The organism is Cupriavidus sp. BIC8F, assembly GCF_032465815.1.
Classification (GTDB): domain Bacteria; phylum Pseudomonadota; class Gammaproteobacteria; order Burkholderiales; family Burkholderiaceae; genus Cupriavidus; species Cupriavidus necator.
The window spans coordinates 880,229-904,585 of sequence record NZ_CP136095.1 but is presented as its reverse complement, the minus strand read 5'-3'; the positions used below and the strand labels follow the sequence as shown (position 1 = coordinate 904,585).

Sequence of the window (24,357 nt, the reverse complement as noted above, 5' to 3'; positions counted from 1 at the left end):
AAATTACAAGGTTAGGCGACGTCGGCGAACAGACACAGCTTGCCAGGTGCGCGCCCGCACCCTGCGGACGCCGACCTGCTCACCTGATCGGCTGCCCGATGGCCGCCAATGCCAGCGCCAGCCTTGCCCCCACCTCGGCGTTGTGTTTTACGAGCGCGATGTTTGTCGCCAGGCTGCGTCCGCTCGTCAGCGCCTTGATGCGAGCCAGCAGGAAAGGCGTCACGGCCTTGCCGGTGATTCCCTGCGCCGTGGCCTCGGCGAGCGCCTGCTGAGTTAGCGCGTCGATCTCCCCGGACGTCATCGCTGCCGCTTGCGGCACCGGTGTGCTCAACACCACGCCGCCCGCCAGGCCCAAGTCCCACTTGGTGCGGATGAAGCGTGCCTGCTCCGCCGCGTCGTCCAGCCTGTAGTCAGCACGAAAGCCGCTGTCGCGCGTGTAGAACGCAGCAACATTGTCTTGCTCACAACTGAGCACCGGCACGCCATGTGTTTCCAGGTATTCCAGCGTGAGTCCGATGTCCAGGATGGACTTCGCCCCGGCACAGACCACCACCACCGAGGTCCTGGACAGCTCCTGCAGGTCGGCCGAGATGTCGAAGGTTTCCTGCGCACCGCGGTGCACGCCGCCAATCCCGCCGGTGACGAAGACCTCAATGCCCGCCAGCGCGGCACATATCATCGTGCCAGCCACTGTCGTGGCGCCGAGCCCGCCGCCGGCCAGAACGGCCGGCAGGTCGCGGCGGCTCACCTTGTGCGCCCGGTCCGAGCGCCCGAGCAGTTCCAGCTCGTCGTCCGAAAGCCCGATGCGGATTCGCCCGCCAATCAGCGCGATCGTCGCAGGCTCGGCGCCCAGGTCGCGGATCAGGGCCTCCACTTCGCGCGCCGTGCGAACGTTCTCCGGGTAAGGCATGCCGTGGGCGATGATGGTCGATTCCAGCGCCACGAGCGGGCGGCCGGCAGCCTGTGCAGCAGCCACAGGCGCACTGAAGGTCAACCAGGAGCGGGCAAGGTCGGCAACCATGTCGATGCTTTCGGTGGCGTGAGCCGCATAGTGTGCAGCACAAGGCTGGTCCATGAGGTGCAAGCGCGGGACCACCTCAAGGCGCCAATGGTACAGCGCGCAGGAATCGGACGGCTGACTCTGGCACCCACTGAATTCGGCTGCCACCGCATCACGGCCAGGAATATCGTTGTCATAGCCGGGCGGGGGCTGCCGGGAACCTCACGCTAAGGTATGCTGCCGCCTTCGGATCGATTCTCTCCAGAGGGGCAAATGCGGCGCGTCGTATTCAATCAGAAGGGTGGGGTCGGAAAATCGACTATTGTATGCAATCTTGCGGCGATCAGCGCCAGCGAGGGCTTGCGCACCCTGGTCATAGACCTGGATGCGCAAGGTAACTCCACCCAGTACCTGCTTGGTGCGCGGGCCGCAGAGGCAAGTCCGACCGCGGCGAACTTTTTCGAGACCTCCCTGACCTACAACTTCAGGCCGGTGGAATTTACGTCCTTTGTCCACCCGACGCCGTTCGAGAACCTCGATGTGATGCCGGCGCATCCTGACCTGGATTCCCTCCACGGCAAGCTCGAATCCCGCTACAAGATCTACAAGCTACGCGACGCCTTGCTCGAACTGGAGGCAGTCTATGACGCCATTTACATCGACACGCCACCGGCCCTGAATTTCTATACCCGCTCCGCACTGATCGCCGTGGAACGCTGCCTGATCCCGTTCGATTGCGATGACTTCTCGCGCCGTGCCCTCTACACGCTGCTCGATAACGTGAAGGAAATCCAACAGGACCACAACGACGGGCTGCAGGTCGAGGGGATCGTGATCAACCAGTTCCAGCCGCGAGCCAGCTTGCCGCAGAAACTGGTCGACGAACTGGTAAGCGAGGGCCTGCCGGTACTTGAATCGCGGCTATCTGCATCGGTAAAGATCCGCGAATCGCATCAGCATGCCACCCCCATGATCCATCTGGATCCACGCCACAAGCTTGCGCAGGAATACGTGGCGTTGCACCGCGAGCTGGCTGGCTGAAGAATCGCCAAGGCGCGCTGAGATCGATTTCCCCACGCAATGACACTGCCTGCGTGAGCCGGATGCCAATTCGCGCCGCCTGGCCGACGCATAGCCAAGCGGCGCCGGCCACGCCGGCGCCGCCATTGCACGGCAAAGGCTGTCAGGGCTTCTGTGGCCGCACGGCGTCAGCGGTGCCCTGGATAAAGGCCTGGATCTTGACCACATCCTCCGCCGTCAGCTTGCCGGTGAAGTCCGGCATACCCTTCTGCACGAACGGGCCGTTGAACAGGATCTTGTCGAGGTGCTCGATCATCGGTGCCCCGACATAGGCAAGGTTAGGAACATTGCCACCCTTGTCGACGCCCGGCACGCCATGGCAGAAGACACAGTTGTTGACGTAGAGCTTCTGGCCGTCGGCCACCTTGGCCGGGTCGTACTTCACGCCGCTCAGCAGTTCCGCCATCGGATACGGCCCCGACTCCGGCATCGTTTTCTTGCCGCCAAGGACGAAGGTGTAGACCCGGCCCGGCGCCTGCCTGTCGCTGCCGCGCTGGCTCAAGCCATACACGCCGCCCCAGCCCACTGCGATCGAAACGTACTGCTTGCCGTCGAGCATGTAGGTCACCGGCGCGGCCACCACGCCGGAGCCGGTCGGCACCTGCCACAGCTTGTCTCCGGTGCCGGCGTGATAAGCCACCAGGCGCCCGTCCGCGGTACCCTGGAACACCAGGTTGCCCGCGGTCGCCAGCGTGCCGCCGTTCCACGGTCCGGCATGGTCCTGGTGCCACACGGCCTTCTGCTTCAGCGGATCCCACGCGATCAGCCGGCCCATGGGCTTGCTCTTGGGCGCCTCGGCATTGACCAGCATGCCCAGGTTCCAGCCGACACCGCGATGTGCCTAGGAGTTTGTCGGGCTTTGCAGTCTTCCGCAAGATGACGTTGTCCGAGATAATCGCTGGCGCACAACCAAAGACCTACCCGATGAGCCGCTTCGTTCCCGTAGACCGAGATACCGCGTACCTGTTGCCGCCCTCAGTGGACGAATGGCTGCCCGATGATCACTTGGCGCGCTTCGTAGTCGAAGTCATCGAGCAGCTCGATCTGAGCGAACTGACACGCCAATACGCGGGCCGGGGTTCGGCGGCGCACCATCCCGCCGTGTTGCTGGGCTTGCTGATCTACGGCTATGCCAATGGCGTGCACTCGAGCCGCAAGCTCGAACGCGCGACCTACGACTCGGTGGCCTTCCGCTATGTGGCAGCCAACACCCACCCGGATCACGACACGCTGGCGACGTTCCGGCGTCGATTCCTGAAGGAGGTGGAGGCGCTGTTTGTGCAGGTGCTGGTGCTGGCGCGCGAGATGAAACTGCTCAAGCTCGGGCACATTGCGCTGGACGGCACCAAGATCGACGCGAACGCGAGCAAGCACCGCGCCCTGTCGTGGGGTCATGCCCAAAAGATCGAGGCGCAGTTACGACAGGAAGTGCAGGCCCTGCTTGCGCTGGCCGAGAACAGCGACCGCGCAGCCATCCCGGATGGCATGGACGTGCCGGCGGAGATCGCTCGACGCGAAGACCGCTTGAGCGCGATGGCGCTGGCCAAGGCAAAGATCGAGCAGCGCGCCGCCGAGCGTCATCAACTCGAACAGCAGGAGTACGAGGCCAAGACGGCTAAGCGCAAGTCTCAGCGGGACGCTGGCAAGAAGCCGCGCGGCAAGGATCCCGAGCCACCAGAGGCGGGGCCCAAGGATGGCGATCAGGTGAACCTCACGGATGAAGAGTCACGCATCATGCCCGTCTCGGGGGGTGGCTTCGAACAAAGCTACAACGCGCAAGCCGGGGTAGACACAGAGACGATGATGGTGGTCACCCAGCACGTGAGCCAGGCGTGCAACGACAAGCGCGAAGTCGTGCCCACGCTGGAGCAGATCGCGGCGTTGCCTGCGGTGCTGGGCGAGGTGCGCACGCTGATCACGGACAACGGCTTCTTCAGTCAGGCCAACGTGATCGCGTGCCACGATGCAGGGATCGAGCCGCTGCTGGCGCTAAGGCGGGAGCCGCATCATGCCCCTGTGCTGGAGCGCTTTGCCCCCGATGTGCCGCAGCCCCAGACCACGGACCCGGTTGTGCAGATGGCGCACCGACTGGGCACACAAGCCGGGCGCGCCCTCTACAGCTTGCGCAAGCAGACGGTGGAGCCGGTGTTCGGCATCATCAAACGGGTAATGGGTTGGCGCCAGATGAGCATGCGCGGGCTGGACAAGGCGCAAGGCGAATGGAGTCTTGTGACCATGGCCTGGAACATCAAGCGCATGCACGTTCTGCGAGCGGTTGGATAGCAAAGTGCGCCTCGACTACCCAAAGCCGAGCCCCTAAGGCGCTCCAATGTGCCATCACAGTGCCTCGTCAACCATCAAGAGCGTTCGATCAGCGCGATTGCCGTCCAAAAATCTCGTCGCACCGATCATTCGGATTCGCCCGGGCTCAAGTCCGACGGACTCCTAGGGCGAGTCCTTCTGGTTGTGCACCCACTCCTTGTTGTCGGCCAGCGTCAGCGGCACATGCTGCGCCGGGATGTAGGCCAGCCCGAGCTTCGGGTGGAACGACATCGAATGCCAGTTGTGCCCGCCGAACGGCCCCGGCACGATATCCACCGGTTTGCCCGAGGTGTCCGACTGCGGCGTCTCGACCGGCCGCCCATCCTTGTCGTAGCCCGAGGCCCAGTTGACGTCGACAAAGTTCTTCGCCGAGATGAACTTGCCGTTGGTGCGGTCGATGACGAAGAAGAAGCCGTTCTTGGGCGCGTGCAGCAGCACCTTGCGCACCTGCCCCTGGATCTTCAGGTCGGTCAGGATGATGTCCTGGGTCGACGTGTAATCCCAGTTGTCGCCCGGCGTTTCCTGGTAGTGCCAGGCGTACTCGCCGGTGTCGGGATTGAGCGCGACCACCGATGCGGCATAGAGGTTGTCGCCGCCCTTCGGGCTGCGCAGCTTGCGGCTCCACGGGCCGGCATTGCCGGTGCCGATGTACATCAGGTTCAGCTCCGGGTCGAAGGCCATGGTGTTCCACACCGTGCCGCCCCCGCCGTTGACCCAGTACTTGCCGCTGGGGTCCCAGGTGGCCGCGGCCTTTGCCATGGCTTCGTTCTCGAAGGGCTTCGACGGGTCGCCGGGCACCGTGTACCAGCGCCATTTCTGCGAGCCGGTCTCGGCATCGTAGGCGGTGATATAGCCGCGCACGCCGTATTCGGCGCCGCCGTTGCCGATGATCACCGTGCCGTTGTAGACGCGCGGCGCGCCGGTAATGGTGTATGAGCGGCTGCGGTCGACGATGGTGTCTTGCTCCCATACCTTCTTGCCGGTGGCGGCGTCGATCGCCACCAGCCGGCCGTCGAACGCGCCGACGAAGACCTTGCCCTTGTACAGCGCGACGCCGCGGTTGACCACGTCGCAACAACCCTTGTAGGCCTGATCGCGCGGCACCTGCGGGTCGTAGGTCCAGAGCCGCTTGCCGGTGCGCGCGTCGATCGCATGCACGACGCTCCAGGGAGCGGAGACATACATCACGCCATCCACCACCAGCGGCGTCGCTTCCACGCCGCGCGTGGATTCGAGGTCATAGGACCAGGCCAGCCCCAGGTCCCTGACGTTGCCGGCGTTGACCTGGTCGAGCTTGCTGAAACGGGTCTCGGCGTAGTCCAGCCCGTAGCTGGGCCACTCCGGCGTGCGGGTCTCGTTGGCACGGATCGCGGCGCCGTCCAGGCGCGCGACGGCATTGGGTGCCTTGTGCAGGATCGCCGGCCGGTTGGACGCGCCCGTGGCACCGGCCGGGCGGTCCGCAGGGAGCGCGGGCAGCGACAGGCTGGCAATAGCCATGGCGCTCAGGCACAGGTACCGCCGCCTGACGAACGTCCGGGCCTTGCTGCCCGATACGCGTGGCGTAGCATTCATCTTGGTCTCCTCTGTTTCTTGGGTCTGTGGTCAGAACACTTTGAGCAAGCGCAGGTTGAAGCGCAGGTTCTCCATCGGCCCGTTGCGCACCGAGATGTCCCGGCCATAGGTGCCGAGCACCTGGAACGTAGGCGCGGGGAACCACGCAAAGCCCAGTAAGAACTTGGACGTATTGGTGCGGTCGTCGCGCGATACGCCGTTGACCGAGGTCTCGCCCCCGAAGGCATAGGACAGCCCGCCGCGCACGTCGAAGCGCTCGGTGAAGTGGTAGCGCAACCAGCCCTGCCCTTGCACCAGGGCGTCCTGCCTCAGCGTTGCCGCGCTCGGGCCGTACTTGCTGTTGTTGCCGAACACGGTGAAGTCGGCCGCCAGGTCGAGCGTCACCTTGTCGGCAAGCGGCGTGATGTAGCCGGCCTGCAAGGTGAACTTCCAGCGGTGCTCGCCCAGGTTCAGCGGCCGGTTCTGGTCATAACTGCCGGTGGGCACGAACAGGAACGGCGTGATGCCGAAGTAGCGCTTTTTCTCCGGCTGGTTCACCAGCCACACCGTGGAGGCCAGGATCAGGTCGCCCACGCCGCTGGCGCTACCCAGCGCGCTGAGGATATCGGTGGCGCGCAGCTTGCCGAATGGCAGCACGAACTGTGGGTCGATGGTGAAGCCGCCCACCTCCATGAAGCGCACGTAGCGCAGGATGCCCACGTCCGAATCCAGGTTGCCGCCGGCGACCTTGTTGCCGCCGGCGTAGACGCGGTCGCGCTGCGCATGCTGGTAGTAAAGCAGGCCGAGATTGGTGCCCGCCGGCAGCGCCGTGTAGTCGCCCGCATCCACATCGATGGCGCTGGCCGGCGCCGTCCCGAGCTGCAGGGCCACCGCGACCCCCGCCAGCACCGATACCCTGCGCACGGGCGAGCGCCGTCCCCGGCCGCCAGCCGTGTTGATGAAATCCATGTCTCCTCCGGTTTTTTTCTTTTGATCGATGGCCCGCCGTGCGGCGGGCGTGCGGCTTCAGTTGGCCTGTGCGCGCGCGATATTGACCACGCTCAGCTGCGCATATTCGGCCAGCCCTTCGGCGCCGAACTCGACCCCGACGCCCGATTCCTTGGCGCCAACCAGCGGGATATGCGGGCCGAAATGCAGGTGATGGTTGACCCACGCGGTGCCCACGTCGAGACGGCGCGCCACGGCGTAGGCAAGCTCCTGGTCGCCCGACCACACCGAGCCGCCCAGGCCGTAGGGCGAGGCGTTGGCGCGCGCCATGGCTTCGTCGATGTGGTCGAACCTGAGCACGGGCAGGATCGGGGCGAACTGCTCTTCGGCCACCAGTTCGTTCTGGTCGGTCAGGTCGCGCACGATGGTGGGCGCAACGAAGTAGCCCTCACCCTTGAGCAGGGCGCCGCCTGCCAGGACCTTGCCGTCGCGCCGCGCGCTGGCCAGGAAGCGGCCGGCCTTGTCGTACTGCATGGCGTTCTGCAGCGGACCCATGGTCACGCCGGCTTCCGCGCCGTTGCCCACCACCGCGCGCCGGGCCAGGTCGGCCAGCGCATCGCACAGCGCGTCATGGACCGAGGCATGCACGTACAGCCGCTTCAGCGCCAGGCATACCTGACCGCAGTTGTAGAAGGCGCTGCCGAAGATCCTGGGCGCCACCTCCGCCACGTCGACATCGCCGAGCACGATGGCCGCGTCATTGCCGCCGAGTTCCAGCGTGATGCGCTTCAGCCCCGGCCCGGCGCTCGCCATCACCTTCTTGCCAGTGGCGGTCGAGCCGGTGAACGAGACCTTGGCTACGTCGGGGTGGGAGGTCAGGAAACCGCCGAGATCGTTGGCATCGGTAATGACATTGACCACGCCCGGCGGAAACAGCTCGGCCACCATCGCGCCCAGTTGCAGCGTCGCCACCGGCGTGGTCGGCGCGGGCTTGAGCACCACGGTGTTGCCCATCAGCAGCGCCGGGGCGAGCTTGTACGCGGCGATCAGCACCGGGAAGTTCCAGGCCGCGATGGCGGCCACCACGCCCAGCGGCTTGTGGTGCAGTTCGATGCGGTGCGTGGCATCGTCCTGCACCAGCGACACCGGCAGTTCCAGCCCGGCGATATGGCGCACGAAGACCTCGGCGAACTGCAGTTCCTGTCGTGCTTCGGCGAGCGGCTTGCCCTGTTCCAGCACCAGCGTGGCGGCCAGGTCCTCGGCGTTGTGATGCAGCTCGTCGGCAAAGCGCAGCAGCAGCGCGCGCCGCTGCGACAGCTCCAGCGCCGCCCAGGCGCGCTGCGCCGCTTTGGCGGCAGCCACCGCGGCAGCGGCCTCGCGCTCGGTGGCGCGCGGAACGGTCGTGAACACCTTGCCCGTGGCCGGGTTGATGACGTCGAGCGTGGCACCGCCCGGCACCAGCTTTCCATTGATCAGCAGTCCTGCATTACCGTGCATCGCTTGTCTCCTCTGGTTGGTATGCGATGCCTGCAACGCAAGGGCCATGCCCGGCTGCCCAGGTCAGCGCAAAGGCGCGCCACTGTGCGCCGCGCCAGGCGAAAGGCTGGCCGCTCGCGGGTCCGGCAAGGCGGTGCCTGTCGCAATGTGAGGCGCTGTCTCGATACGGGTGAGACAGCGCAATGAAAGACCCCCGCTCACCGCTGCCGCGGTGAGCGGGGGTCTTGGGCGATCGCTCGCGCGAACGCTAGCGGATCTTGGCGCGCGCCATCTTGCGGTACAAGGTCGCGCGCGAAATGCCCAGCGCCCGCGCGGCCTCGGAGCGATTGCCACTGAGCTCGTCCAGCGTGCGCTGGATCACGTGGTTCTGCACCTCCGCCAAGAGCATCGGCTGACCGCCAGCAGGCAGAGACTGCGTCGCGGCAACGCTGGTCGCCGCCTCCAGCCAGGTCTCGTCAAAGTGCTGGCGCTGAACTTCGTCGCTGTGCCCGGACAGTGCCACCGCGGTACGCAGTACCTGGTGCAGCTCGCGCACATTGCCTGGCCACGGGTGTGACATCAGCAGGGCCATCACGTCGGGATCCAGCGATTTGCGCCGGCCGCGGGCCAGCGACTGCAGCATCGACGCGATCAATTCGGGCAGGTCGGTGCGCTCGCGCAGCGCCGGGATGCGCACCGACATGCCGTTCACGCGGAAAAACAGGTCTTCGCGGAACGCGCCCTGCCTGACCAGTTCCGGCAGGCTGCGGTGGGTGGCGCAGATGACCGAGATATCGACGGGAACCGGCTTGCTGGCACCGACCCGTGTGACGCAACGCTCCTGCAGCACGCTGAGCAGCCGCGTCTGCAGTGCCAGCGGCATGTCGCCGATCTCGTCAAGAAACAGCGTGCCACCGTTGGCCTGCTCGATCTTGCCCGCGCTGCCGCCCTTGCGGCCGCCGGTAAAGGCGCCGTCGGCATAGCCGAACAACTCGGCTTCCGCCAGGCCCTCGGGGATAGCCGAGCAGTTGATCGAGACAAAGTCGCAGTCCGGGCGGCTGGACTCATGCAGCGCGCGCGCCAGCATGCTCTTGCCGGTGCCGGTTTCGCCCAGCAGGATCACTGGCACTTGCTCGCAGACCGCCATGCTAGCCTTTTCGAAGACGCGCGCCAGCGTGGCATCGGCAATGACATGTCCCCCGAGCTGTCCCATGGCGTCGCCCTCTTGCGGCGCGACGCGGGCGCGCGCCGCGGATCGTGGCCGCGATGTTTCGCTTGTCGAGATATGCAGGCGCGCGCCGGCGGCCGTGCGTACGACCGCCTGCATCGCGCCCGCGGGACCGTATATGCTGCCTTCGGCGAAAACGCTGCCGATATCGGTGGTGCCCAATGACGCGCTGGACAGCTGCAGCATCTGGCATCCGATGCGGTTGGCTGCCACGATCACGCCATCGGCGGAAACTGCCACGATGCCTTCCGCCGGCGTATGGAGCATGCGGCGGTCATGGTGCAGCCGCACGATGCAGCAGCCCGGCAACCCCTCGAAGGTGCGATTGCCGATCGAGACGGCGGCGGCGCGCACATGGCTCAACGCATAGGGGGGCAGGTCGACGCCAAAGCCCGTGATATCGAGCACCCCGATCAGCCGGTCATGGCAGTCGTAGATCGGCGCGGCGGCACAGACTACGTCGACGAGCTCATGCAGGAAATGCTCGCCGCGCCGGACCGCGACGGCCTTGCCGCCTTCTGCCAGCAAGCAACCGGGTGCATTGGTGCCGATCCCCTCCTCGCTAAGGCGCCGGCCATGCTGCAATGGCGACGATCCACCGGCCACCGCGCCCGGGCGGCCAAGCGAAGACACAATCACGCCTTCGGCATTTGTGCACAGCACGATCCACTGCTGAGCCGGAAAGGCGCCGGCCAGTACTTCCATGTCGGTGCCGGCCAGCTCGATCAGCGTGCGGCTCTCTTCCGCGCTGCGGCGCACGTCGCTTTGCGTGATCACGTCCTCGAACAGCACGCGTTGGTCGGGGCGCACGCCGGCGCTGACGGCACGCTGCCAGGAACGCACGATCAGGTCGGGTACGACGCCGGCGGGAACCTCCTTGCCATCGAGGAATTCGCGCCGTGCGACCTTCGCATCGCCCGGCAGGCCTGTCGGTGGGAAGTGCATTGCCTTGTCTCCGGTGGTCGGCATCACCGGGATCCGCTGCGCCGCGGAGCCGTCGGTGCCGTTGGCACGCCTGGCTGTCATTGCAGCCAGGTCATCTTGACGCGCCCCTGTTTGACAGTGTTCGAGCCGTGCGGGACGCAAGCTGGAGAGGTACTTTAAGAGAGCGCCGGGGCGATATCAAGCGCCGTGCGGCGGGCGCGGCGACGATTTGCGCATTGCGCCGCGAATGGGCGCCGATGTTGTCTCAGAGCGATGCAGAGGGTGTCTCAATATGAGACAAGCGCCCCGGAAAAAGGGCGCCTCAAAATGCTGAAAAAGCCATCCTCGGGCCGATGGAGCATATCCGGCAGGATGCTCATAACGCGACAGCGCGAGGAGGATTATCAAGAAGTCCACGCGGGACACGGCTGTGCTGCGGCGGCCTGCCCTTCTGCCGATGGCCCTGTAGAAGGGACGCCTGCGGCGAATCGCCCTCAATGACCTTGAGGGCTATCGCTCCCTTAACGCCCAGCCTTGTCCTGCGAGACGTCCATGATCATCCGCGTCAGCAGGTACAACCGCGGCGTGACTGAGTTCAGATCGACATACTCGGCATCATTGGAGTGAGCACCGAAGCCTCGCAGCCCGAAGCGCTCGATCACCGGCGCCTTGGTGCCCGCAGCCGCGAAGGCGGCATCGGTGCCTCCGCCTTCCGCGGTGTCGTGGACCTGGAGCGTTTCACCGATCTCCGCATAGATGCCTTGCGCATGCGCGGCGAGCTTGCGTGCTGCGTCGCTTACCTCCAGCGGTGGACGGCGGCGCTCGAATTTCACGTCAACCTTGGTGTCGGGAATGAGCTTTTGCCGGATCCGTTCCTGCAGCGTTTTCTCGAGGCTATCGTAATCCGCCGTACGCAGCACGCGCACGTCTGCCTGCGCGGTCGCGCTGGCGGGAATCACGTTGCGATTGGTACCAGCCGAGGAGACTGTCCAGTTGACCTTGAGGCCGGTGGCGGGATTGGAGAGGTCGCGCATCTGCAGGACCTGGTGCGACAGTTCATAGAGCGCATTGCGGCCCTGCTCGGGCGCACTGCCCGCGTGCGACGCCTTGCCCTGCACCGTGAGATAGATCGAACCGATGCCACTGGTCGCCAGCGACAGGCGGTCGCCGGTGACGCGGCTGGCCTCGCATGAGAACACGGCATCCTGCTGCGCGCCCAGCCGGGTCAACACGGCCCGCGCACCGGGCGAGCTGATTTCCTCGTCGCCGTTGATCAGTACCGTCAGCGTGCCGTAGTCCTTGAACTTCATCTTCTGCAGGATGGCGATGGTGTGCAGGATCACGGCCACGCCGTTCTTGTCGTCGGCGATGCCCAGCCCGTAGGCACGGTCACCCTCGATGCGGAAGGGCTGCTGGGCCAGCATGCCGCGCAGGTACACGGTGTCCATATGGGCGATCAGCATGATGTTCCGCTTGCCGCTGCCCTTGAACTGCGCCATCACCATCTTGCCCACTTGCTTGGGCGTGTCTTCCATCCGGTAGATTTCGGCTGGCTCGACCAGCTTGGCTTCGGTGGCTCCCAGCGCCGCCAGCCGATCCCGGATCAGCGTGGCGATGCGGTCCAGCCCTTCGATGTCCTTGCTGCCGGACTCGATCGACACAAGGTCTTTCAAGGTCGCGATGAGTGCGGGCTTCTCCTGTTGTGCGAGCTGATGAACCGGCTCGACCGCGGCGGCTGCGGCGGTGCCGGCAAGCGTGGCACCGGCGATGAACAGGGCGGCAGCGCGCAGAGAAAAAATGCGGCAAGGCATGGGTAGGGTCTCCTGGGTTGCAGGTTACGGAGCGAAAAGGCGGGAAAACAGACAATGTCCCAACGGCCGGGATACAGCGCGCACGAGCATAGCGCGTCGCCGTATGGCGCACAACGGCGGGTACGCAGCCATGGAAGGATTCGCGCAAGCCTCGCTCAGCGCCAGGTAGCTCGCCGAAAGCGCCGCAGGCGGGCAGTCCATGCAGGGGAAACATAGGGGTCATATGCCCCGTCGATGGCGGCGGGCAGACCCTCTCCGGACATACCCGGAGGCCAGCGTCTTGCTATTTCGCTGTGCAGAATACTCCGCCACTTTCCTTGACGATGGCTCGAAGCCTATGCAACAGTCGGTGAAAACGAACGATCGTGCGGGAATACTCCCGATACCTCGTCACCGGGTCGCACGCCGCCGTCCACGCCGACGCGGCCATTGCCCCGGCTTGCCGGGCGGCCAGCGCGCCGCATCGCACAGGAGACAACCATGCAGCACCTGCAACACGCATCTGCACACCCGCACCGTGACCGCCACGGCGCGCCCTGGGCCAGGCCATCCCGCCCGCGCATCGCCGCGCGCGAGCCGACGCTGCCGCCCGCCTGAGTTCCGCCCCCGACTTCCTGACCGTGGCCGCGCCTGGCGCCGCCGCGACGGCACACGCACGGCCCTTGCCGCTGCGTGCCTGGTTTCCCGAACCGCACGAGGTACCCCTGTGGCATTGTTCCTTCAACAGTTCCTGAACGGCCTGACGCTGGGAGGCGTCTACAGCCTGGTGGCGCTTGGCCTGACGCTGGTCTACGGCATCCTGCACGTGCCCAACTTCGCGCACGGCGCCTTCTACATGGCTGGCGCCTATGTGTCGTATTTCCTGATGACATCGCTGGGCGTGAACTACTGGCTGGCGATGCTGGGCGCGGCGCTGGCGGTGGCCGTATTGTCGATGGCTGCCGACCGGCTGGTGTTCCACCCGCTGCGCAACTCGCCCGAGCTGCACGACATGATCGCCGCGATCGGCATCCTGCTGTTCCTGGAAGCCGGCGCGCAGGCGCTGTGGGGCGCGGACTTCCACCGCATGCCCACGCCCTATGGCCAGATCGTCGACGTGTTCGGGCTGACCGCGCCGCTGCAGCGCCTGCTCATCATCGGCGCCGCCTTTGCGCTGATGGTGCTGCTGCACCTGTTCCTGACGCGCACCATGACCGGCGCCACCATCATGGCCATGGCGCAGAACCGCGAAGGCGCCGCGCTGGTCGGCATCGATGCCACGCGCGTGACACTGCTGGTCTTCGCCATCTCCGGCGCGCTGGCCGCGATCGCCGCCACGCTCTACGCCCCGATCAACCTGGTCTACCCCAGCATGGGCAACCTGGTGATCACCAAGGCCTTCGTCATCATCATCCTGGGCGGCATGGGCAGCATCCCCGGCGCCATCGTCGGCGGGCTGATCATCGGCATGGCCGAGAGCTTCGGCGGCTTCTACGTTTCCACCGACTACAAGGACATCATCGCCTTCGTGCTGCTCGTGGTGATCCTGTCGATCCGGCCGCAGGGCCTGTTTGCCGGCAAGGCAGCCTGAGGAGACTTCAGACATGAAAGCACTGCAAGGAAAAACCGGCTGGACGCTGCTGCTGGCGCTGGCCATCGCCTTCCCGCTGGTCACGCCCAACAGCTACTACCTGACCGTGATGACGCTGGCCTTCATCTACGCCATCGCCACGCTCGGGCTGAACCTGATCACCGGCTACACCGGCCAGCTGAACCTGGCCCATGGCGGCTTCATGGCCATCGGCGCCTATACGCTGGGCATCCTGACGGTGGACCACCAGGTGCCGTTCTGGCTGGCCTTCGTGCTGGCCGGCGTGGTCTGCATGGTGCTCGGCTATGTGATCGGCGTGGTGTCGCTGCGCCTGAAGGGCCATTACTTCTCGATCTTCACCATGTGCGTGGGCTACATCATCTACCTGCTGATCGAGAAGTGGGAAAGCCTGACGCATGGCACGGTGGGCCTGATCGGCATCCCGGTGCCGGCCGCGATCGGGCCGCTCAGCTTTGACAGCGTGCAGGCGCAGTACTACCTGGTGCTGTTCTTCCTGGCGGTCGGCACCTTCCTGATGCACCGCATCGTCACCTCGCTGCTGGGCCGCAGTTTCATGGCAGTGCGCAACAGCGACGCCCTGGCCGAGGCGCTGGGCATCAACCTGATGCGCACCAAGGTGCTGTCGTTCGTGCTGTCGGTGGGCTACGCCGGCTTTGCCGGTGCGCTGTACGCCGGGCAGGTGCGCTTCCTGGGGCCGGACATTGCACGCACCGACCTGACCTTCGACATGGTGATGTCGATGCTGGTGGGCGGCATCGGCACCATCTTCGGGCCGCTGCTGGGCGCGGTGCTGGTGCCATGGATCACGCAGTCGCTGCAGTTCATGCAGGACTACCGCATGCTGGTGTTCGGCCCGGTGCTGATCCTGCTGATCATCTTCGTGCCGGACGGGATCGTGGGTTCCTGGCTGAAGAAGCAGGCACGCAAGGCCGCGGCCGAACGGCGCGGCAAGCTGGCGACGCAGTCCCCTGCACAAGCCGCCACCGCTGTCCCGACCACCCGCGCCGGAGCCGACCATGCTTGAGATCCGCAACCTGACCAAGAAATTCGGCGGCCTGACCGCGGTGCACGATGTCTCGGTGACCTTCGAGCAAGGCCATATCAACGCCATCATCGGCCCCAACGGCGCCGGCAAGACCACCTTCTTCAACCTGGTGGCAGGCACGCATGCGCCCAGCTCCGGCCAGATCCTGTTCAAGGGCCAGGACGTGGCAGGCCTGCGCGCGGACCAGATCGCGCGCCTGGGCGTGGCCCGCACCTTCCAGGCCACGGCGCTGTTCGATCGCGCCACGGTGCTCGACAACCTGATCGTCGGCCACCGCCTGCGCACCCACTCGGGCCTGCGTGACGTGCTGTTCAACACGCGCCGCCTGCGTGAAGAAGAGCGCTTGTGCCGCGACAAGGCCGAGGCCGCGCTGGACTTCGTTGGCCTGTCGCACCTGGCGCACGAGGTCGCCGCCGATATCACCCAAGAGGCGCGCAAGCGCGTGGCCTTTGCGCTGGCGCTGGCGACCGACCCGGAACTGCTGCTGCTCGACGAACCCGCCGGCGGCGTGAACCCGGAAGAGACCGTGGGCCTGGCCGAGCTGATCCGCAAGATGGTGCGCCATGGCAAGACCGTCTGCCTGATCGAACACAAGATGGACATGATCATGCGCCTCGCCGACAAGATCATGGTGCTGAACTACGGCGAGAAGATTGCCGAAGGCACGCCCGCGCAGATCCAACAGGATCCGCATGTCATCGAGGCCTACCTGGGAGCAGACCATGTTGCAGCTTGAACGCGTCTCGCTGTCGTACGGCAGCTTCCGCGCCCTGGACAACATCACCCTGCACGCCGGCGCCGGCGAGCTGGTGGTGCTGCTGGGCGCCAACGGCGCCGGCAAGAGCTCGATCTTCCTGGCGATGAGCGCGATCCACCGCATCAGCGGCGGCAGCATGCGCTTTGACGGGCGCGAGCTGTCCGGCATGAAGCCGTCGCAGATCGTGCAGGCCGGGCTGGTGCACTGCCCGGAGGGCCGCAAGCTGTTTCCGGCGATGAGCGTGGAGAAGAACCTGGTGCTGGGCGCCTACGTGCACCGGCGCGATGGCGCAGGCATCCGCAAGACGCTGGAAGAGGTCTATGAACTGTTCCCGATCCTGCGGCAGAAGAAGGACGACCCGGCCGGCTCGCTGTCCGGCGGGCAGCAGCAGATGGTGGCGCTGGGCCGCGCCCTGATGAGCCGCCCGCGCGCGCTGTTGCTGGACGAGCCGTCGCTGGGGCTGGCGCCGCTGGTGGTCAAGCAGATGTTCGAGATCATCCAGCGCATCAACCGCGCCGGCACCACCGTGCTGCTGGCCGAGCAGAACGCCTACGCGGCGCTGGGGATTGCGCATCGGGCTTATGTGATCGAGAGCGGGCGGATTGTGATGGAGGGGGATCGGGATACGTTGCTGAAGGATGAGGGGATTCGGAAGGCGTACATCGGGGGGTAGCCGGCAGGCTCGACGCGATGAGCTTGCTGTACCGCAAGTATGCTCCCTCTCCCGCTTGCGGGAGAGGGTTGGGGAGAGGGCCGGAGTATCGACGAAGTGAAGCGTGTCGGTCTGCCTGTGCCTGCCCTCTCCCCCGGCCCCTCTCCCGCAAGCGGGAGAGGGGAGAAAACCGAGGGGTCATTGAAGACAACCGGAACTGACAAGCAGTACTTTCAGGAGACATAGCAATGCAACACAACATCATGCGCCGTATCTTCCCACTGGCCGCCACCGCCGTGGCCGCCATGCTGGCCTCTGGCACCGCACTGGCGCAGGAAGTGGTCAAGATCGGCTATACCGGACCGCTGTCCGGCGGCGCCGCGCTGTATGGCAAGAACGTGCTGTCGGGCTTGCAGATGGCGGTGGACGAGATCAATGCATCCGGCCTGGAAGTCAAGGGCAAGAAGGTCAAGCTGGAGGTGGTGGCGCTGGACGACAAGTACTCGCCCGCCGAGGCCGCCATCAACGGGCGCCGCCTGGTGCAGCAGCACAAGACCCCGGCGGTGTTCGTGCCCCATTCGGGCGGCATCTTCGCGCTGCAGGCCTTCAATGAGCAGGAGAAGTTCCTGGTGATGGCCTACTCCAGCGTGCCGCGCATCACTGACGCCGGCAACAAGCTGACCATCCGCATCCCGCCCGCGTACACCGGCTATATCGAGCCCTTCGTCAAGGCGCAGATGAAGCGCTACGGCAAGAACGTGGCGCTGGCCCCGGCCGACCACGACTACGCCAAGGCCTGGGTGCAGGCCTTTGTGCCGGCGTGGGAATCGGCCGGCGGCAAGGTGGTGGCCAACAACCCGATGTCGTACACCAAGGCCACGGACTTCTACAGCGGCGTGTCGCGCGCGATGAGCGAGAAGCCGGACGTGATGTTCGTAGGCGGACCGTCGGAGCCGACCGCACTGGTGGTCAAGCAGGCGCGCGAGCTGGGCTTCAAGGGCGGCTTTATCGTGATGGACCAGGCCAAGATGGACGAAATGGCCAAGGTCACCAACGGCCTGGGCATGCTGGAAGGTTCCATCGGCGTGCTGCCGCTGGTCAACGACAGCCGCCCCGCCGCGCAGAACTTCAACGCCAAATACAAGAAGCTGCATGACGGGCGCGATGCCACCACCGAGATGTCGCTGAACTACACCATGGTGTATGCGCTGGCCGGCGCGATGAAGCTGGCCGGCACCACCAGCGACGCGGCAGCGATCCGGGCGAAGATGCCCGACGCGGTCAAGGGCCTGGCCAAGGAGGTCAACCCCAACGAAGTCGACGGCATCGACGCCAAGGGCGGGTCGATGGCCGACACCATCGTCGGCTGGGTGCAGAACGGCAAGATTTCGCAGGTCCGGTTGTCGGAGCTGGCGAAGTAAGCCAGGCCGCGGCGGCGCCCGCGCGGCACCGCGCAAGAACAAACCTCGGCAGGCCGCGAGGCCTGCCGGGGTTTCTGCCTTCCGGGCTCCGTCAAGCGGGCCGTTCTACTGCCGGCGATCGCTGTCGCGCCCGTTGCGCGCCTCCGTCTGGCCGCGTTAGTTCTGGGCGCGCTGTTGCTGCTGCTGGCGCTGCTGCTCCATCTGCTGCCGCTGGCGCTCCTGCATCTGCCGTTGCTGGTCCTGCTGGTGCCGCTGCTGATCCTGCGTCGCACGCTGCTGCTCCTGCGCGGCACGCTGCTGCTCCTGCATGTGGCGTTGCTGCTGTTCCGCCTGCTGGCGCTGCATGGCCTGCTGCCGTTGCTGTTCCTGCGCCTGGCGTTGCTGCTCCTGCATCTGCCGCTGCTGTGCCATCTGCTGGCGCTGGGCCGCCTCGGCCTGCCGCTGCTGGGCTTCCTGCATTTGCCGCTGCTGCTCGAAACGCTGGCGCTGCATCTCCTGGCCCTGCCGCTGCTGCTCGGCCATCTGGCGCTGGCGCTCCACCTGCTGGCGCTGCTGGTCGGCGGCCTGGCGTTGCTGGGCTTCGGACTGGCGCTGTTGCTCCATCTGCTGGCGCTGGATGTCCTGCGCCTGGCGTTGCCGCGACTCCTGCATCTGCCGTTGCTGCTGAGCTTCGGACTGGCGCTGCTGCTCCATCTGCTGGCGCTGGACGTCTTGCGCCTGGCGCTGCCGCGATTCCTGCATCTGCCGTTGCTGCTGGGCCTCCTGCATCTGCCGTTGCTGCTGGGCCTCCTGCATCTGCCGTTGCTGCTGGGCCTCCTGCATCTGCCGTTGCTGCTGGGCCTCCTGCATCTGGCGCTGTTGGGCATCCTGCATCTGCCGTTGCTGCTCAAAGCGCTGCCGCTGCATTTCCAGCGATTGCCGCGCCGGATCGGGACGGTCCTGCCCATCCGCCCACTGGCGCTGTTGCATGCGCTGCTGGTCCTGCTGGCGTTGCTGGTCGCGGGCCTGGTCCTGCCACTGGCGTTGCTGAGCGTCGCGTTGCTGGGCGTCCCGTTGCTGGGCCTCGTGCTGTTGCCGCTGCAGATCAGGCCCCTGCCGCTGCTGCTCGCGCAGCGCGCGCTGCTGTTCCATCTGCTGGCGCTGCAAAGCCTGCTGCTGTTCGCGCTGCATGCCCTGCGCCTGCCGTTGCGCGTCGGCCGGTCCGCCCGGCTGGCCCGGCTGGCCAACAAAGCCGCGGGCTTCGTCAGGCCGGCTGCTCTGGCCGCGGCCGTTGCCGCGCCAGGGTTCGCCCGGGGCGTTCGAATAGTTGCGATCGCCGCGATCGCCACGTGCGGGGCCATCGGCATCGCCGCGGCCGGCGCGCGGCTGCGGCGGCGCCTGGTCGCGCGCGGCGATGGCTGCCTGGCTCATGCGCACATCGGGTGCCCGCTGCACATCGCGCCCGGGCCGCCGTTCATTGCCACCGCGCCAGGCTGGGCCGGCGCCGGGCACAACCCCGCCCTCACGCGCGAAGCGGCGCGCCAGGTCGTCCGTGGCGGGCCGGCCCGGCGGACGGGCGGCGATGGCCTGGCGCTCGAAGCCAGGGCGGGCCTGCGGCGGCAGCGGCCGCATCGGGGCCGACCCCACCAGACTGCTCTTGACCGGCGCCACCGGCGGCGCCCCCCTGGCCTCGCCTGCCGGCAGGTTGCGCCATTCGTCGCGATGCATGCCGCGCGCCGGGCGGCCTTCGACGAAATTGCGTGCCGGCATGCCGGTGATGGCGCCGGGCACGTTGCGGTTGGCGTAAGGCGGAGGGCGGCGGTCGCCCATCACGATGTTATTGACGGTGACCCGGTTGATGCGGGCGACATAGGTCGGGCTGGCGCGATAGACCGGCCGGTACGCATCGCGCGGCCCCAGCGGATACCAGGCCACGCCCGGCCCGCTGCCAACACGCACACTCCAGTTCGGCCCGCTGGCGCCGACAAAGGCCACCACCGCGGGGGCGTAGCACGGGCGCACGCGCGGGCCCGGCACCCAGCCCCAGCGCGAGCCCACATAGGCCCAGCGGCCGTAGTGCGATGGCGCGAAGCCCCAGGGCGCGTCATCGATCCAGGTCCAGCCCCACGGGGCGATCCAGGCCCAGTGCCCGGCGCTGTACGGTGCCCAGCCGGCGCTGACTACGCGCGGGAACCAGACCGCGCCGTAACCGGGGTCTTCCTGCCAGTCGCCGTAGCCGTCCAGCGCGGCGTAGCCCGGCATCTCGCGCGGCACGTAGCGGGCGGACGGCGAGGCGTCTTCGCGCGCATCGCGTGCCGCGGTCCAGCGGTCGAAGGCGTCTTCCGGCGCGCCGCCGCCACCGGCGTCGGCCAGGTCGGTGCCGGCAAAGCGCATGCGGTCGCCGCGCTGCAGCTCGATCGAGTGGTTGTCGCCATAGACCACGGCGCTGCCGTGGCGCATGGTCACGGTGGTGGTGCTGCCGTCCGGCGCCACGTCCAGCCGGTAGTCGCCCGGCTCGCGCGGCACGAAGGCCAGGTTGGGGGTGTCGACCTCGACTGTCTGGCCCGGCGGCAGCGCGCGCACGCGCAGCTGCAACGTGCCCTGGGTCAATTTAACCTGCGTGGCGCTGTCGTCCAGGTTCAGGATGCTGGCCGCGGTGGCACCGCCCAGCCGGACCGCCACCGTGCCGGCATGCAGCTCGGCACGGCCGCCGTGGTCCAGCCAGAGCCGGTCGCCGGTGGTGATGGGCCGGTTCAGGCCGGCGGCAGCCCAGTCGTCCGAGCCTGCCGGCGCAAAGCTGAGGTTGCCGTCGACGGCGGTCAGCGTGGCAATGCGCGAGGAAGGATCGGCTTGCTGGTACTGGCCGTCAGTCGCCGGCGCATCAAGATAAGCCTGGCCGGGGGGGCCGGCGGGCACCTGGGCCTGTGCAGCAGCCGCCACCGCCAGGCCGGCGGCGGCGGCCAGGGCCGTCAGCGCCAGCCTGCCACGGAGTTGGCCACGAGCAGGGCGGGAAGATTGGGAAGGATCGAACATGGAAGTCAGGACCGGGACAAAAGGCATAACGCACCGGGGCGGCCGGCCGATGTCAGCGGCAACCCTAATGTCACCATACATTGCCCCGGATGCCGCGGCACGCCCGGCGCGGCAGACTTTGTAAGTTCGTATTTCGCCATGCGGCAATGCAGCGTAAGCCTGAGCGCTATCCCAGGCAGGCTGCGGGCGGGCGGGGGGTCAGCAGGTGCCCGGAACGGGCAGGCTCGCCGTCAAAGGTAGAAACAACTTCCCTGACAGCGCGGGGGCGGGCGGGAGCGGAACGGGGGCAGAGGCGGCTCAGCAGCCGGACTGCTGCCGCAGCATTTCGGTCAGGCGCTCGGCCGGCATCGGGCGGCCGTACAGGTAGCCCTGCGCCTCATGGCAGCCGTTGGCCAGCAGGAAGTCGCGCTGCTCGGTCGTTTCCACGCCTTCGGCGACCACGCCAATGTGCAGGCTTGCGCCCACGCTGATCACCGAGCGCACGATTGCGGCATCGACCGGGTCTTCGGTCACATTGCGGATAAAGGACTGGTCGATCTTGAGCCGGTCCACCGGGAACGACTTCAGGAAGCTGAGCGAGGCATAGCCGGTGCCGAAGTCATCGCAGGTCAGCGTCACGCCGTCGCGGCGCAGCGCCTGCAGCTGGTCCGCGACCTCGTCGCCCTGCTGCAGCGCGATGGTTTCGGTGATCTCGATCTCCAGGCAGTCCGGCGCCAGCTCCAGCGCGCGCAGCACGTGGCGCACCTCGGTCAGCAGCCGGCTTTCGGACAGCTGGGCCGCGAACAGGTTGATGGCCACCCGCGGCGGCTGCGGAAAGGCCAGCGACCACGCGCGCGCCTGGGCGCAGGCGGTCTGCAGCAGCCACATGCCGACATCGCTGGCGATGCTGCTGCCGGCCAGCGCGTCGATGAAGGCGGCGGGCGGCAGCAGCCCGCGGGTCGGATGGCGCCAGCGCATCAGCGCCTCGGCGCCGTGCACGCGGCCGTCGCGCAGGTCGACCTGTGGCTGGTACAGCAGCTCGAACTGGCGCTGGGCATAGGCTTCGTGCAGCGCCTGCACCAGCGACAGCCGCGTGGTCACGTCCGAGCGCATCTGCGGCTTGAAGAATCGGATGGTACGGCCGCCGTCGTGCTTGGCGCGGGCCAGCGCCAGGCTGGCCGCGGCCAGTACGTCTGAACCCTGTTCGCCGGCGGCGGGGATCACGCAGGCGCCGATGCTGGCCAGCACATGGTGGCGGCGACCGGCGTTCTCATGCGGGGAGGACAGCATCGAGAGGATCGCCGCACCAACATGGCGCACCAGCGTGGGATCGGCAATGGAGGGGAGCAGCACACCGAACTCGTCGCTGCCAATGCGGCCGATGGCGGCGTCGCGTGGCGAGGCGTCGCGCAGGCGGCGGGCCACGCGCTGCAGGATCAGGTCGCCTTCGGCATGCCCGTGCATGTCGTTGAAGGCGCGGAAATCGTCAATGCCGATCAGCAGCAATGCACAGCGGGGCACCGCCTCGCTCTGCAGGCGTGCCTCCAGCCGCTTCAGAAATCCCTGGCGATTGTCAACGCCGGTCAGCGGATCGAGATCCGAGCCTGGCGAGGCGCCAGCCGCCTTCGCCCCCGACTTGGCCACCATCCCTGCCCCATCTGTAATTGTCGACATTGTTACCTGCTAGCAATTTAGCAAGTGTGACGAAAACTTGGAAAAAATCAAGCAGTTCCGATTGCGGCGGGAACGGCTATGCGGCCGCGCAACGGCGGGGAACCTGGCGCCGCATTGCGCGTTGAATCGGTTCCCGGCTTACAGTACCCTACCGCGCATCAGGCCGCCCCCGCCGCCCCGCGACCTCCTGCTTGCCCCGGAGCGGCGCCCCTGAGGCGGCTTTGCGGGGAACGGCCGCTCCTGAACAAGAACATCACCGGGACCTCACCGTGAATGAATGGACCATCCGCACGCGCATCCTGGCAAGCTTCTCGCTGATCCTGCTTGTCATGGCACTGATGGGCGTTGTCGCCTATACCCGCCTGAGCGCCATTGAACGCGAAACCACGCTGATGCTGCAGGACGCGCTGCCCGGGCTGAACTACAGCACCGGCATCCGCGGCGTCTGGGGCGAGCGCTATGTGCTGGCGTGGCAGACCATCAATGCCACCGACCCGGCTGAGCGCAGCGGTTTCCAGCAGCAAAGCCAGGACGCCGCCGGCCGCCTCGACAAGCTCGAACAGCAGTACGAGTCCTCGATCACGCGCGACGAAGACCGCGTCGCCTTCAAGGCCTATCGGGACGTGCGCGCGCACTACGAACAGGCCTCCCAGATCCTGTCCCGCCAGGGCGAGTGGAACGGCGCCGCCGCCGCGGCAGCGCTGCGCGGCGAAGCGCATGACCGCTGGGTCGAGGCGCGCAAGGCGGCCCAGCACCTGGTGGACGACAACAGCGCGGTCAATTCGCGGGCGGCGCGGGGCATCGACGATGCCGTCGGTGCCGCCAAGATCGGCATCGAAGCGGCGCTGATCGTGGCCCTGGTGGTTGCCGTGGTCTGCGGCTACCTGCTGCTGCGCGCGATCACGGTGCCGATGCAGTCGATCGTCAACCTGCTGTCCGGCATCCGCGGCGGCGACCTGCGCCTGCGCATGGCGCTGCGCCGCAAGGACGAATTCCATGAAGTGGAGGAAGGTTTCAACCAGATGACCGGTGAGCTGACCTCGCTGGTGGGCCAGGCGCAGCGTACCGCGATCCAGGTCACCACCTCGGTCAACGAGATCGCCGCGACGGCGCGCCAGCAGCAGGCCACCGCCACCGAGACCGCCGCCACCACGACGCAGATCGGCGCGACCTCGCGCGAGATCTCGGCCACCGCGCGCGACCTGGTGCGCACCATCCATGAAGTCTCGAGCGCCGCCGAGCAGGCGGCCGGGCTGGCCGGCACCGGCCAAGTGGGGCTGTCGCGCATGGAAGGCACCATGCAGCATGTGATGGACGCCGCCGGCTCGGTCAATGCCAAGCTGGCCACGCTCAACGAAAAGGCCGGCAATATCAACCAGGTGGTGACCACCATCGCCAAGGTGGCCGACCAGACCAACCTGCTGTCGCTGAACGCCGCGATCGAGGCCGAGAAGGCCGGCGAGTACGGCCGCGGCTTTGCCGTGGTGGCGACCGAGATCCGCCGCCTGGCCGACCAGACCGCGGTGGCCACCTACGATATCGAGCAGATGGTGCGCGAGATCCAGTCGGCGGTGTCGGCGGGCGTGATGGGCATGGACAAGTTCTCGGAGGAAGTGCGCCGCGGCATGTCCGAGGTCACGCAGGTGGGCGACCAGCTGTCGCAGATCATCGCGCAGGTGCAGTCGCTGGCGCCGCGCGTGCTGATGGTCAATGAAGGCATGCAGGCCCAGGCCGGCGGCGCCGAGCAGATCAACCAGGCGCTGATGCAGCTGTCCGAGGCCGCGCAGCAGACCGTGGAGTCGCTGCGCCAGTCGAGCCAGGCGATCGACGAACTGACGCTGGTGGCCAACGACCTGCGCAGCGGCGTATCGCGCTTCAAGGTCTAG

15 protein-coding genes and 2 pseudogenes are annotated in these 24,357 nt (G+C 66.9%); 8 read left to right on the top strand and 9 right to left on the bottom strand.

The features are described 5' to 3' along the window. Nucleotides 1–79: 79 nt before the first annotated feature. Nucleotides 80–1,021 (bottom strand): pseudouridine-5'-phosphate glycosidase, encoded by a 942-nt coding sequence (locus RS901_RS24265; RefSeq protein WP_316156695.1) that lies wholly within the window; start codon nt 1,019–1,021, stop codon nt 80–82. Nucleotides 1,022–1,273: 252 nt separating this feature from the next. Here RS901_RS24265 and RS901_RS24260 point away from each other — a divergent pair, with 252 nt between their 5' ends. Further along, on the top strand, nt 1,274–2,041 hold the full coding sequence (locus tag RS901_RS24260) for a ParA family protein (protein ID WP_010812729.1): 768 nt from the start codon (nt 1,274–1,276) through the stop codon (nt 2,039–2,041). Nucleotides 2,042–2,183: 142 nt separating this feature from the next. On the opposite strand, the pseudogene RS901_RS24255 reads toward RS901_RS24260, so the two are convergent. After that, nucleotides 2,184–2,918: pseudogene (locus RS901_RS24255) on the bottom strand (c-type cytochrome); the annotation flags it as partial. An 86-nt stretch (nt 2,919–3,004) separates the two neighbouring features. Between RS901_RS24255 and RS901_RS24250 the strand changes: the two are divergent. Further along, on the top strand, nt 3,005–4,363 hold the full coding sequence (locus tag RS901_RS24250; protein ID WP_316153348.1) for an IS1182 family transposase: 1,359 nt from the start codon (nt 3,005–3,007) through the stop codon (nt 4,361–4,363). 177 nt (nt 4,364–4,540) lie between these two features. Here the strand turns inward: RS901_RS24250 and RS901_RS24245 are convergent. From RS901_RS24245 to RS901_RS24225, 5 genes and pseudogenes are all read right to left on the bottom strand, one after another. Beyond that, nucleotides 4,541–5,899 (bottom strand): annotated as a pseudogene (locus RS901_RS24245) (PQQ-dependent dehydrogenase, methanol/ethanol family); the annotation flags it as partial. 105 nt (nt 5,900–6,004) lie between these two features. After that, a complete protein-coding gene (locus RS901_RS24240; RefSeq protein ID WP_316156694.1) occupies nt 6,005–6,922 on the bottom strand; it encodes a transporter in 918 nt (305 codons plus the stop codon). A gap of 57 nt (nt 6,923–6,979) precedes the next feature. Then, nucleotides 6,980–8,398 carry an aldehyde dehydrogenase family protein gene (locus RS901_RS24235; protein ID WP_316156693.1) on the bottom strand — a complete coding sequence of 473 codons (1,419 nt, stop codon included), beginning with the start codon at nt 8,396–8,398 and terminating at the stop codon, nt 6,980–6,982. A 247-nt stretch (nt 8,399–8,645) separates the two neighbouring features. Then, nucleotides 8,646–10,631, bottom strand: coding sequence for a sigma-54-dependent Fis family transcriptional regulator (locus RS901_RS24230; protein ID WP_316156692.1), 1,986 nt, complete (start codon nt 10,629–10,631; stop codon nt 8,646–8,648). A gap of 419 nt (nt 10,632–11,050) precedes the next feature. After that, nucleotides 11,051–12,340 carry a M20/M25/M40 family metallo-hydrolase gene (locus RS901_RS24225; protein WP_316156690.1) on the bottom strand — a complete coding sequence of 430 codons (1,290 nt, stop codon included), beginning with the start codon at nt 12,338–12,340 and terminating at the stop codon, nt 11,051–11,053. Between the two features lie 706 nt (nt 12,341–13,046). On the opposite strand from RS901_RS24225, the gene RS901_RS24220 reads away from it, so the two are divergent. The 5 genes from RS901_RS24220 (at nt 13,047) to RS901_RS24200 (ending at nt 17,806) form a co-directional block, all read left to right on the top strand. Further along, nucleotides 13,047–13,910: a branched-chain amino acid ABC transporter permease gene (locus tag RS901_RS24220; RefSeq protein WP_114134973.1), complete on the top strand. Its 864-nt coding sequence runs from the start codon at nt 13,047–13,049 to the stop codon at nt 13,908–13,910. 13 nt (nt 13,911–13,923) lie between these two features. After that, entirely contained in the window at nt 13,924–14,955 is a 1,032-nt protein-coding gene (locus RS901_RS24215) for a branched-chain amino acid ABC transporter permease (RefSeq protein WP_316156689.1), read from the top strand. Then, nucleotides 14,948–15,712: an ABC transporter ATP-binding protein gene (locus tag RS901_RS24210; RefSeq protein WP_042879684.1), complete on the top strand. Its 765-nt coding sequence runs from the start codon at nt 14,948–14,950 to the stop codon at nt 15,710–15,712. The genes RS901_RS24215 and RS901_RS24210 overlap by 8 nt, the downstream gene beginning before the upstream one ends. Continuing rightward, entirely contained in the window at nt 15,699–16,406 is a 708-nt protein-coding gene (locus RS901_RS24205; protein WP_010812719.1) for an ABC transporter ATP-binding protein, read from the top strand. Before RS901_RS24210 ends, RS901_RS24205 begins: the two co-directional genes overlap by 14 nt. 227 nt (nt 16,407–16,633) lie before the next feature. Beyond that, nucleotides 16,634–17,806, top strand: coding sequence for an ABC transporter substrate-binding protein (locus RS901_RS24200; RefSeq protein ID WP_316156687.1), 1,173 nt, complete (start codon nt 16,634–16,636; stop codon nt 17,804–17,806). 156 nt (nt 17,807–17,962) lie between these two features. Here RS901_RS24200 and RS901_RS24195 read toward each other — a convergent pair whose 3' ends face one another. Together RS901_RS24195 and RS901_RS24190 are read right to left on the bottom strand one after the other, a co-directional pair. Next, on the bottom strand, nt 17,963–20,818 hold the full coding sequence (locus tag RS901_RS24195) for a DUF6600 domain-containing protein (RefSeq protein WP_316156686.1): 2,856 nt from the start codon (nt 20,816–20,818) through the stop codon (nt 17,963–17,965). A 297-nt stretch (nt 20,819–21,115) separates the two neighbouring features. Next, entirely contained in the window at nt 21,116–22,444 is a 1,329-nt protein-coding gene (locus tag RS901_RS24190; protein ID WP_316157282.1) for a bifunctional diguanylate cyclase/phosphodiesterase, read from the bottom strand. A gap of 296 nt (nt 22,445–22,740) precedes the next feature. On the opposite strand from RS901_RS24190, the gene RS901_RS24185 reads away from it, so the two are divergent. Next, the gene (locus tag RS901_RS24185) at nt 22,741–24,357 is read left to right on the top strand and encodes a methyl-accepting chemotaxis protein (RefSeq protein ID WP_316156685.1); all 1,617 of its coding nucleotides are present in this window, start codon (nt 22,741–22,743) and stop codon (nt 24,355–24,357) included.

Coding starts and splice junctions, on each gene's coding strand:
- RS901_RS24265 (WP_316156695.1), bottom strand. CDS start 1,021: ATGGTTGCCGACCTTGCCCGCTCCTGGTTGACCTTCAGTGCGCCTGTG.
- RS901_RS24260 (WP_010812729.1), top strand. CDS start 1,274: ATGCGGCGCGTCGTATTCAATCAGAAGGGTGGGGTCGGAAAATCGACT.
- RS901_RS24250 (WP_316153348.1), top strand. CDS start 3,005: ATGAGCCGCTTCGTTCCCGTAGACCGAGATACCGCGTACCTGTTGCCG.
- RS901_RS24240 (WP_316156694.1), bottom strand. CDS start 6,922: ATGGATTTCATCAACACGGCTGGCGGCCGGGGACGGCGCTCGCCCGTG.
- RS901_RS24235 (WP_316156693.1), bottom strand. CDS start 8,398: ATGCACGGTAATGCAGGACTGCTGATCAATGGAAAGCTGGTGCCGGGC.
- RS901_RS24230 (WP_316156692.1), bottom strand. CDS start 10,631: ATGACAGCCAGGCGTGCCAACGGCACCGACGGCTCCGCGGCGCAGCGG.
- RS901_RS24225 (WP_316156690.1), bottom strand. CDS start 12,340: ATGCCTTGCCGCATTTTTTCTCTGCGCGCTGCCGCCCTGTTCATCGCC.
- RS901_RS24215 (WP_316156689.1), top strand. CDS start 13,924: ATGAAAGCACTGCAAGGAAAAACCGGCTGGACGCTGCTGCTGGCGCTG.
- RS901_RS24210 (WP_042879684.1), top strand. CDS start 14,948: ATGCTTGAGATCCGCAACCTGACCAAGAAATTCGGCGGCCTGACCGCG.
- RS901_RS24205 (WP_010812719.1), top strand. CDS start 15,699: ATGTTGCAGCTTGAACGCGTCTCGCTGTCGTACGGCAGCTTCCGCGCC.
- RS901_RS24200 (WP_316156687.1), top strand. CDS start 16,634: ATGCAACACAACATCATGCGCCGTATCTTCCCACTGGCCGCCACCGCC.
- RS901_RS24195 (WP_316156686.1), bottom strand. CDS start 20,818: ATGTTCGATCCTTCCCAATCTTCCCGCCCTGCTCGTGGCCAACTCCGT.
- RS901_RS24190 (WP_316157282.1), bottom strand. CDS start 22,444: ATGGTGGCCAAGTCGGGGGCGAAGGCGGCTGGCGCCTCGCCAGGCTCG.